The 10,042-nt window shown below is 56.9% G+C and carries 6 protein-coding genes; 2 read left to right on the top strand and 4 right to left on the bottom strand.

What is annotated here, in order from left to right:
* Nucleotides 1-286: 286 nt before the first annotated feature.
* From proY to phoB, 4 genes are all read right to left on the bottom strand, one after another.
* Nucleotides 287-1,660, bottom strand: coding sequence for a proline-specific permease ProY (proY, locus tag IPZ49_RS06630; RefSeq protein ID WP_017383160.1), 1,374 nt, complete (start codon nucleotides 1,658-1,660; stop codon nucleotides 287-289).
* 81 nt (nucleotides 1,661-1,741) lie between these two features.
* Complete coding sequence (brnQ, locus tag IPZ49_RS06625) at nucleotides 1,742-3,061, bottom strand: branched-chain amino acid transporter carrier protein BrnQ (RefSeq protein WP_003859118.1); 1,320 nt, start codon at nucleotides 3,059-3,061, stop codon at nucleotides 1,742-1,744.
* Nucleotides 3,062-3,470: 409 nt separating this feature from the next.
* Nucleotides 3,471-4,766, bottom strand: a complete 1,296-nt coding sequence (phoR, locus tag IPZ49_RS06620; protein WP_023299433.1) for a phosphate regulon sensor histidine kinase PhoR — start codon at nucleotides 4,764-4,766, stop codon at nucleotides 3,471-3,473.
* 21 nt (nucleotides 4,767-4,787) lie between these two features.
* Nucleotides 4,788-5,477 carry a phosphate response regulator transcription factor PhoB gene (phoB, locus tag IPZ49_RS06615; protein WP_003859122.1) on the bottom strand — a complete coding sequence of 230 codons (690 nt, stop codon included), beginning with the start codon at nucleotides 5,475-5,477 and terminating at the stop codon, nucleotides 4,788-4,790.
* Between the two features lie 187 nt (nucleotides 5,478-5,664).
* Here phoB and sbcD point away from each other — a divergent pair, with 187 nt between their 5' ends.
* Together sbcD and sbcC are read left to right on the top strand one after the other, a co-directional pair.
* Nucleotides 5,665-6,870 (top strand): exonuclease subunit SbcD, encoded by a 1,206-nt coding sequence (sbcD, locus tag IPZ49_RS06610; RefSeq protein ID WP_063146690.1) that lies wholly within the window; start codon nucleotides 5,665-5,667, stop codon nucleotides 6,868-6,870.
* On the top strand, nucleotides 6,867-9,998 hold the full coding sequence (sbcC, locus tag IPZ49_RS06605) for an exonuclease subunit SbcC (RefSeq protein ID WP_063929344.1): 3,132 nt from the start codon (nucleotides 6,867-6,869) through the stop codon (nucleotides 9,996-9,998). The genes sbcD and sbcC overlap by 4 nt, the downstream gene beginning before the upstream one ends.
* Nucleotides 9,999-10,042: the final 44 nt, after the last annotated feature.

The following is a 10,042-nucleotide window of genomic DNA, read 5'->3' as shown; positions in this document are numbered from 1 at the left end:
GCCTGCGCCCGTACCCGATAAGCGGGATGGAATATGCCGAGGGCACCGCGAAGCGGCGATTTACGGGCGGGAGCCCGGGTTGCCAGGGTGGTGGCGACTGAGCCACCCTGGCACGTTCACCGGTCATGTCGTTACAGAGTAGCAAGGAACATAAAGTGAACGGAATGACCACCACCGCCGTATGTTCCCCTCACCCTAACCCTCTCCCCGGAGGGGCGAGGGGATTGCTCAGTGCTCGCATTAATTTGTGGGGAACCCTCTCCCACGGGGAGAGGGGAAAAGAATGTTACTGTGCTTCCGCCAGCTGACGATCGCGGCGACATTTAAACATCCAGCCCACCAGCAGCAGGACGATCCACGCGAAGCCCACGTACAGGGAAATACGGGTATCCGGGTGATAACCAATCAGGCCAATGATGAAGACCAGGAAGATGAGACCGACAATGGTCGTTGGCACGCCGCCCGGCACTTTAAACTTCAGCGCTTTGGCCTCTTCTGGCGACAGGCGGCGACGGAACGCAATCTGCGACAGCAGGATCATGATCCACACCCACACCGTCGCAAAGGTCGCCAGCGACGCAATCACCAGGAAGACGTTCTCTGGCATAATGTAGTTCAGGTAGACCGAGAACAGCAGCGCCACGGTCATGACCAGCACCGTTACCCACGGGGTACCGCGACGCGACGTTTTGGCAAACACCTTCGGCGCACTGCCCTGCTCCGCCATGCCGTGCAGCATACGGCCCACGCCGAACACGTCACTGTTGATGGCCGACAGCGAGGCGGTCAGCACCACAAAGTTGAGAATGCTGGCGGCAAACGCAATGCCCATATGCTGGAAAGTCAGGACAAACGGGCTGCCGTTGGTGCCCACCTGGTTCCACGGGTAGATGGACATAATCACAAACAGCGTGCCCACGTAGAACACCAGGATGCGCATCGGCACCGAGTTGATGGCGCGCGGAATAGACTTCTCCGGATCTTTCGCTTCCCCGGCGGTGATGCCGATAATCTCGATTCCGCCATAGGCGAACATGACCATCTGCAGCGACATGACCATCCCGAGCCAGCCGTTGCTAAAGAAGCCGCCGTTGCTCCACAGGTTGTGAATGCCGGTTGGCTGTCCACCGTTGCCGATCCCCCAGATGATAATGCCGAAACCGGCGAGGATCATGATGATAATGGTCGCGACCTTGAAGAAGGAGAACCAGAACTCCAGCTCGCCAAACACCTTCACGCTCATCAGGTTAACGGCGCAGATGATCAGCACCACGCTCAGCACCCAGATCCAGTGCGGCACGGCGGGGAACCAGACCCCCATATAGATACCAAACGCCGTCACATCGGCAATGGCAACAATCAGGATTTCGAAGCAGTAGGTCCAGCCGGTGATAAACCCGGCCAGCGGGCCTAAATTTTCCTGCGCGTAGCGGGAGAAGGAACTGGCAGAGGGGTTGTGAACCGACATTTCGCCAAGGGCGCGCATGATGATATACGCCGCCACGCCGCCGATGATGTAGGCCAGCAGAACACTTGGACCGGCCATTTTGATGGCATCTGCCGAGCCATAAAAAAGACCGGTACCGATAGCCGAGCCCAGCGCCATAAAGCGGATGTGGCGGGTGCTCAATCCACGTTTAAGTTTGTTAGTGCTTTCCATTAAAATCTTGCCATTCAACACGAAAAAAACAAAAAACCACGGGGCCTTAAGCCCCGTGGTTAAACAATTTGTTGCCGTTGATTAATGGGCGTTGGATGTCACCTGACGCCCTGCCGCACGGTCCCAGATAATCGCCAGAACCAGCGCTACAACGGAAGGCATCAGCCAGGCCAGGCCCTGCTCGGACAGCGGCAGACGCTGTGTCCAGGCTGGCAGGATTTCTGCAAATGCTGATGCTTTGATCCCGTCAAGGATACCAAAAATCAGGCTGATAAACATGGCTGGCGCAATAATTCGCGTGGAGTTATGCCACCACGGACGGGTGAAGCTCAGCACTACCAGCACGATACATGGCGGATAGATCGCCGTCAGCACCGGAATTGAGACCTGAATCAGGTGGCTCAGACCGAGGTTTGACACCGCCATGGAGAAGATGCCGAGGATAAACACCAGCGTGCGGTAAGAAAGCGGCAGATACTGAGCGAAGAACTCCGCGCAGGCGCAGGTCAGACCCACCGCCGTCACCAGACAGGCCAGGAAAATCAGCGCCGCCAGCAGCATGCTGCCTGCACCACCAAAGGTGTGCTGCACGTAAGCATGCAGGATCGCCGCGCCGTTTGCGCTCTGATCGACCAGCGTTGCGCTATCTGAACCCAGACGGAACAGCGCCAGATACAGCAGCGTCAGGCCGACACCGGCCATCAGGCCAGCCCAGATGGTGTAGCGAGTCAGCAGACGCGCTTCGGTCACCCCGCGGGAACGCGCGGCGTTAACGATAACGATACCAAACACCATCGCGCCAAGCGTATCCATCGTCAGATAGCCGTTCACGAAACCGTTTGAGAACGCCGCGTTCTGGTAGGCGTCCATCGCGGAGCTGATGGGCCCCGCAGGCCAGACGATGGCCGCAACCGCCAGCACAATCAGCGCCACAATTTTCAGCGGTGCCAGGAAGTTACCCACAGTATCCAGCAGTTTGCCCGGATAGAGAGAAACCAGAATCACGATGGCGAAGTAAATGAGGCTGTAAATAAACAGCGGCATCGCGCCGTCACCGGTCAGCGGGGCAATACCCACTTCAAAGGAGACGGTCGCCGTACGCGGGGTTGCGAACAGCGGGCCAACAGCCAGATAGCAGACGGTTGCCAGCAGAACGCCAGCCACTTTGCCAATCGGGGTGCTGAGGCTGTCCACACCGCCACCGACTTTCGCCAGCGCGATAACGGTCAGTACCGGCAGGCCTACGGCAGTAAGCAGGAAGCCAAACGCAGCCGTCCAGACGTGTTCACCCGCCTGTAAGCCAACCATTGGAGGAAAAATGATGTTACCTGCGCCAACGAACAGCGCAAATGTCATAAAGCCCAGCGCGATAATGTCACGCGATTTCAAGTGATGGGTCATAAAACCTTACTGCCTGTGGATGTGGTGTTGAATACGTTGAGATTTTCGCCATCCCTGACGGGACGATACAGCGGAAAATTTGCTCAATTTCAGCGGGATATGCTCCCGTCCAGGCGTGGCGAAGAATAGTTTTTCGATTTACCACGCAAATACAGTCGGTCTGACAGTATATGGGGGGCAATTTAAACGCTTATAACGTTTAAAGGCAAGAAGGGATCGTAAAACCAGAACAATATGCCAGCATGAAAATTCAGACCAACATAATATGCCATGTATAAGAAAAACTCATGGCTAATCATGCGAACAAAAAAGCACCAGCCGTATAATATTCACTCGCGTTTCGCTTGACTGCAAAGCAAACGGGCCAGCAATCGCTGGCCCGTGGAAAGGTAGCCTGACACACACGCTGTCAGGCACTTTTTTTGGCAATTAATCGTTCCGGAATCACGAAGCTAAAGCGCGTGCCCTTACCCAGGGTGCTTTCGATATTGAGCCGGCTTTCGTGGTGGCTGACGGCATGCTTCACAATTGCCAGCCCCAGTCCGCTCCCGCCGGTCTGCCGCGAGCGCGCCTTATCCACCCGGTAGAACCGTTCGGTGAGACGCGGGAGGTGTTCAGGCCCAATCCCCGGCCCGTTGTCCTCGACGCTAAACTCAGCCCCTGCCGGAGTATGCTGCCACCGCACCGCGATATGCGTCCCTGTCGGGGTATGATTCACGGCATTATAGACCAGGTTTGAGATAGCGCTTCGCAGCTCATCTTCACTGCCGAGCACTTTCAGCGTGTTATCAACATCAAAACTCAGGGTGTGTTGATTATGGCTCAGCGTTTGGGCTTCGCGCTCCACCACTCGCAGCATCATCGGCACATCAATGATGTCGTTTAGCGCCAGCGACGGGGCAGCCTCAATTTTTGAAAGCGTTAGTAGCTGTTTGACCAGCCCTTCCATGCGGAACGTCTGTTCCCGCATGGTATGCAGCGCTTTCTCACGCGGCGCCCCCTCAAGCGTTTGCTCCTGCATCATCTCCAGATAGCCCTGAAGCACCGTCAACGGCGTACGCAGCTCGTGGCTGACGTTGGCAAAGAAGTTACGTCTTGCGCCCTCAAGCTGATGCATCTGGGTGACATCCCGCGCCACCATCAGCCACTGCCGATCGCTGTAGGGCATCACGCGAATTTCAAGATGGCGACCGTTATTGAGCTTCAGATTGTGCGGACGACTAAAATCACGCGTTTTCAGATACAGCGTGAACTCGGGATAGCGCAGAAGGTTGAGGATGTTCTGACCGTTATCATCCGGCCAGCGCAGGCCCAACAGCTGCTGTGCGAGGCCATTGCACCAGAAGATGGTCCCTTCTTCCGTCGTCAGGATCACTGCGTCCGGCAGCGACTCCGCGCCGCTGCGAAAGCGTTTTATCAGGCTTCCCAGCTCACGACGGCGCTTTTTATTACGCATCTGCATCTGGTGCAGGCCGTAGAGTAGCGGTTCCCAGCTCCCGCTTCCCGGCGGGGGTGTCATACTTCTGTCGACCCACAGCCACCAGGAAAGACGCAGTAAATTCCAGAAATGCCAGACGAGCAACCCCGTCACGGCCACCAGTAAAAACCACGGCAGATAGCCAAAAATAGCCCCCAGAATGAGGGCCGGAATACAGCATAAGATCAGTTCAAAGACGAGCCTTTTCCATGACAGACGTTCCAGCACGCGTCACACTCCTGTCATTGTTCAGAAACGGGTCGAGAAGCGATAACCCGTGCCGCGGACCGTCTGTACCATGCGATCGTGGCCGCTCAGTTCCAGTGCTTTACGCAGGCGGCGAATATGGACGTCAACCGTTCGGTCTTCGACATAGACGTTAGTTCCCCAGACGTTATTCAGCAACTGTTCGCGGCTGTAAACGCGCTCCGGGTGGGTCATAAAGAAGTGCAGGAGTTTAAATTCGGTGGGGCCCATATCGAGGGGATTTTCACCGGTCATGACCCGGTGTGAGGTAGGATCCAGGCTCAGGCCCTGCATCTCAATCACCTCTTCCACCGCCATCGGTGAAATACGGCGCATCACGGCTTTGATACGCGCCACCAGCTCTTTTGGAGAGAATGGCTTGGTGATGTAATCGTCCGCGCCGGTTTCCAGACCGCGCACGCGATCCTCTTCCTCACCGCGCGCCGTCAGCATCACCACCGGGATATCGCGGGTCATCGCCTCGCGTTTGATATGCTTGATAAACTGCAATCCGGAACCGCCAGGCAGCATCCAGTCCAGCAGGATCAGATCGGGCCAGGGTTCATTCAGCTGGTTCACCGCGCTGTCATAATCTTCCGCTTCAACCGGCTGGAAGCCATTTTGTTCAAGCACGAAGCACACCATTTCACGGATCGGAGCTTCATCTTCTACGACCAGAATACGTCTCGCCATACTTTGCCCTGTCTTATCGTATTTAAGTTACAAGTCTGTAATGCGGCGTCATTATGCGTCAGATTTATGACAGATTTATGAAAAACATTACCACGATAAATAGCAAACTGTTGTTTTATTACAGCGGTTATTTTCCGTTCCCCGAACGTTTATAATCCTGCTTTCTTATTATTGCCACGGATCTCTTATGCGCATACTTCACACCTCAGACTGGCACCTGGGTCAAAATTTTTACAGCAAAAGCCGCGCCGCGGAACATGAAGCGTTCCTGAACTGGCTGCTGGAGACGGCTCAGGCTCACGAGGTGGACGCAATTATTGTGGCGGGCGACATTTTTGATACCGGATCGCCGCCGAGCTATGCGCGTGAGCTGTACAACCGTTTTGTGGTCAACCTCCAGCAAACCGGTTGTCACCTGGTGATTGTCGCCGGAAACCATGACTCGGTGGCGACGCTGAATGAATCCCGCGATATTCTGGCGTTCCTCAATACCACCGTGGTGGCCAGCGCCGGACACGCGCCGCAGATCCTGAAAAAACGTGACGGCACACCGGGCGCGGTGCTATGCCCAATTCCGTTTTTACGCCCGCGCGATATCGTGCAAAGCCAGGCAGGCCTGTCCGGGAGCGAAAAACAGCAGCATCTGTTGCAGGCCATCACCCGCTATTATCACCAGCAGCATACGGAAGCCTGCGCCCTGCGCGGCGAACAGGCCATTCCGATCGTTGCCACCGGGCACCTCACCACCGTCGGGGCCAGTAAGAGTGACGCGGTGCGCGAGATTTATATCGGTACGCTGGACGCGTTTCCAGCGCAAAACTTTCCTCCCGCCGACTACATTGCCCTCGGGCATATTCACCGGGCCCAGATCGTCGGGGGATGCGAGCATATTCGCTACTGCGGCTCGCCCATTTCCCTCAGTTTTGACGAAACGGGCAAAGCCAAATCTGTGCATCTGGTGAGCTTCACCGAAGGCCAACTTAGCGCCGTTGAGACGCTTGAGGTGCCGGTCACCCAGCCGCTGGCGGTGCTGAAAGGCGATCTGGCCGCCATTACCGCTCAGCTTGAGCAGTGGCGCGGCGCAGTGCTTAATCCCCCCGTCTGGCTCGATATCGAAATCGCCACCGATGACTACCTGTACGATATGCAGCGTAAAATTCAGACGCTGACGGAAGACCTTCCCGTAGAGGTGCTGCTGGTACGTCGCAGCCGCGAGCAGCGCGAGAAAATTCTGCTGAATGCCCATCGTGAAACGCTTAGCGAACTTCGGGTTGAAGAGGTGTTCGCGCGGCGGCTTGCGCATGAAGAAGTGGACGAGGCCAGGCGCACCAGGCTTAACGAGCTGTTTGCCCATACCCTGCATTCCCTCAATGACGAGGACGAAAACGCATGAAAATTCTGAGCCTGCGTCTGAAAAATCTGAATTCGCTAAAGGGTGAGTGGAAAATCGATTTCACCGCGGAGCCTTTCGCCAGCAATGGGCTATTTGCCATCACCGGCGCAACCGGCGCGGGTAAAACCACGCTGCTGGATGCCATCTGCCTGGCGCTTTACCACGAAACACCGCGTCTTAATAAGGTCTCTCAGGCACAAAACGACCTGATGACGCGCGATACCGCCGAATGCCTGGCTGAAGTGGAATTTGAGGTCAAAGGCGTTGCTTATCGCGCTTTCTGGAGCCAGAACCGCGCCCGCAACCAGCCAGACGGGAACTTACAGGCACCGCGCGTTGAGCTGGCCCGCTGCGAAGACGGGAAAATTCTGGCCGATAAAGTCACGGATAAGCTGGAACAAACCGCCGCACTCACCGGGCTGGACTATGGTCGCTTTACCCGCTCGATGTTGCTCTCTCAGGGGCAGTTTGCCGCCTTCCTGAACGCTAAACCGAGCGATCGGGCAGAGCTGCTGGAGGAACTGACCGGCACGGAAATTTACGGCCACATTTCCGCCATGGTTTTTGAAAAACACAAAGCGGCACGCAACGCGCTGGAGATGTGCGAAGCGCAGGCCGCAGGCGTTGTGCTGCTGAGCGAGGAACAGCAGCAGCACTTGCAGCAAAGTTTGCAGGCACTTACTGATGAAGAAAAAATCCTGCTGGCACAGCAGCAGAGCCAACAGAAAGATTTTCAGTGGCTTACGCGTAACGACGAGCTGATACGTGAGCAGCAACGCGCAGCCGCTTCGCAGCAGCAGGCGCAACAGGCTCTGACGGACGCCGCGCCGCAACTGGCGAAGCTCCAGCTGGCACAGCCCGCCGCCCAGCTACGTCCGCTGTGGGAGTATCAGCAGGAGCAGACCACCCGCCTGGCGCAGACAACAGCGCGAATTGTTGAAGTAAACACTCGCTTACTCGACAGAGCGGCGCAGCGCTCGCGTATTCGCAACGGTGCGCTGCGCAACCGTGAACAGTTGCAGACAGAGCACAAGGTACTGACGCAGTGGCTGACCGAACACGATCGTTTCCGTCAGTGGGGGCAGGAAATTGCCGGCTGGCGGGCGCATTTTACGCAACTGAGTCGCGATAAAAATCAGCTTGTGGCCCAGTCAGCGCGCATAGCTGAGCTTCGTCAGAAGCTGGCTGAGATGCCGGAGAGTACGTTGACGCTGACGGCTGAGGATCTCGCGAAGGCAATGGAGCAACAGGCACAATCGCGGGCGCTCCGCCAGCGTCTGACTGCGCTTCACGCTCGCTATCAGCCGCTGCAAAAACGGCTGCGTCAGAATGCGGAAAGCGTGCAGAAAGCGCAGGCTGAGCAGGCTAAGCTCAATGAAACGCTGATCCTACGGCGTCAGCAGTTCAAAGAGAAAAATCAGCACTATGCCGACCTGAAAGCGCTCTGTGAGCGTGAGGCGACAATCAAGGATCTTGAGAACTATCGTGCACAGCTCGAAGCGGGTAAACCTTGCCCGCTCTGCGGTTCAAGCGAACATCCGGCAGTTGTGCAGTATCAGGCGCTTGAACTGACCGACAATCAGCGCCGCCGCGACGCGCTGGAGAAAGAGGTTGCCGCGCTAAAAGAGGAAGGATTGCTGGTGCTCGGGCAGGTGAATGCGCTCACCCAACAGATCCAGCGCGAGACAGAGGAAGTACAGGCCCTCTCTCAGGAAGAGCAAGCACTCACTAAAGAGTGGCTGGAGGTCTGCGCCTCCCTGAACATAGCGCTGAATATTCAGGATGATATTGCCCCCTGGATGAGTGAACAGGAGCAGTATGAACGCCAGCTGTATCAGCTTAGCCAGCGTCTGACGCTGCAAAACCAGCTCAATGAACAGGAAGATCAGGCGCGCCAGTACCAGCAGCAGCTGACGGCGACGCGTCAGGCGCTGGCGGCCTCGTTACAATCGCTGTCGCTTAGCGTGCCCGATGAAGGGGCTGAAAGCGCCTGGCTGAGCGCGCGCGAAGCTGAATATACCCGCTGGCAGGAAAAACAGGCCCAGCACGGTACGATTCAGGAAGGTATTAACGCCCTGATGCCCATTCTGGAGACGCTGCCGGTTACCAATGATGCAGAAGCCGACGCGGTTATCCCTGAGAACTGGCGCGGCATCCACGACGAATGCGTGTCGCTGCAAAGTCAGCTCACCACCCTACAGCAACAGGAGACGCTTGAGCGTGAACGGCTCCAGCAATCACAGGCTCAGTTCAACGCCGCGCTGACCGCGAGCTGCTTTGCCGATCGGGAAGCATTTCTCTCCGCCCTGCTGGATGAAGCGTCGATCCGCCAGCTTGAACAACAAAAGCAGACGCTGGAGAACCAGCTCCAGCAGGCCACGGCGCTCTCCGTACAGGCAAACCAGCAGCTTCAGGCGCATCAGGCACAGCGCCCCGAGGGGCTGGAAACCGACGCCGCAACCCTTCAGGCGCAGTTACACCAGCTGGCGCAACTGCTTCGTGAAAACACCACGCATCAGGGGGAGATCCGCCAGCAGCTCAAGCAGGACGGTGATAACCGTCTGCACCAGCAGGCGCTTATGCAGCAGATTGAGGAGGCGGCGCGTCAGGCTGACGACTGGGGCTATCTCAATGCGCTGATAGGCTCCAGCACCGGCGATAAATTCCGTAAATTCGCCCAGGGGCTGACGCTGGATAATCTGGTGTGGCTTGCCAACCAGCAGCTCAACCGTCTGCATGGCCGCTATCTGCTTCAGCGTAAAGCCAGCGACGCGCTGGAGCTGGAGGTGGTTGATACCTGGCAGGCCGATGCGGTACGCGATACCCGTACCCTGTCCGGCGGGGAAAGTTTCCTCGTCAGTCTGGCGCTGGCTTTAGCGCTTTCCGATCTGGTCAGTCACAAAACGCGCATTGACTCGCTTTTCCTGGATGAAGGGTTCGGCACACTCGACAGCGAAACGCTGGACACCGCGCTGGATGCGCTCGACGCGCTGAACGCCACCGGGAAAACCATCGGCGTGATCAGCCACGTAGAGGCAATGAAAGAACGTATTCCGGTGCAGATCAAGGTGAAGAAGATCAACGGGCTGGGGTATAGCAGGCTGGACAGGGAGTTTGCGGTGCAGTAAATGGGGGATGTTGCCCTCACCCTGGCCCTCTCTCTGTGGGAGAG

Origin of the sequence: Enterobacter cloacae complex sp. S2 (assembly GCF_015159675.1) — a bacterium.
Lineage (GTDB): Bacteria > Pseudomonadota > Gammaproteobacteria > Enterobacterales > Enterobacteriaceae > Enterobacter > Enterobacter intestinihominis.
The sequence above is the reverse complement of the archived record's forward strand: the minus strand, read 5'-3'. Positions and strand labels throughout refer to the sequence as shown.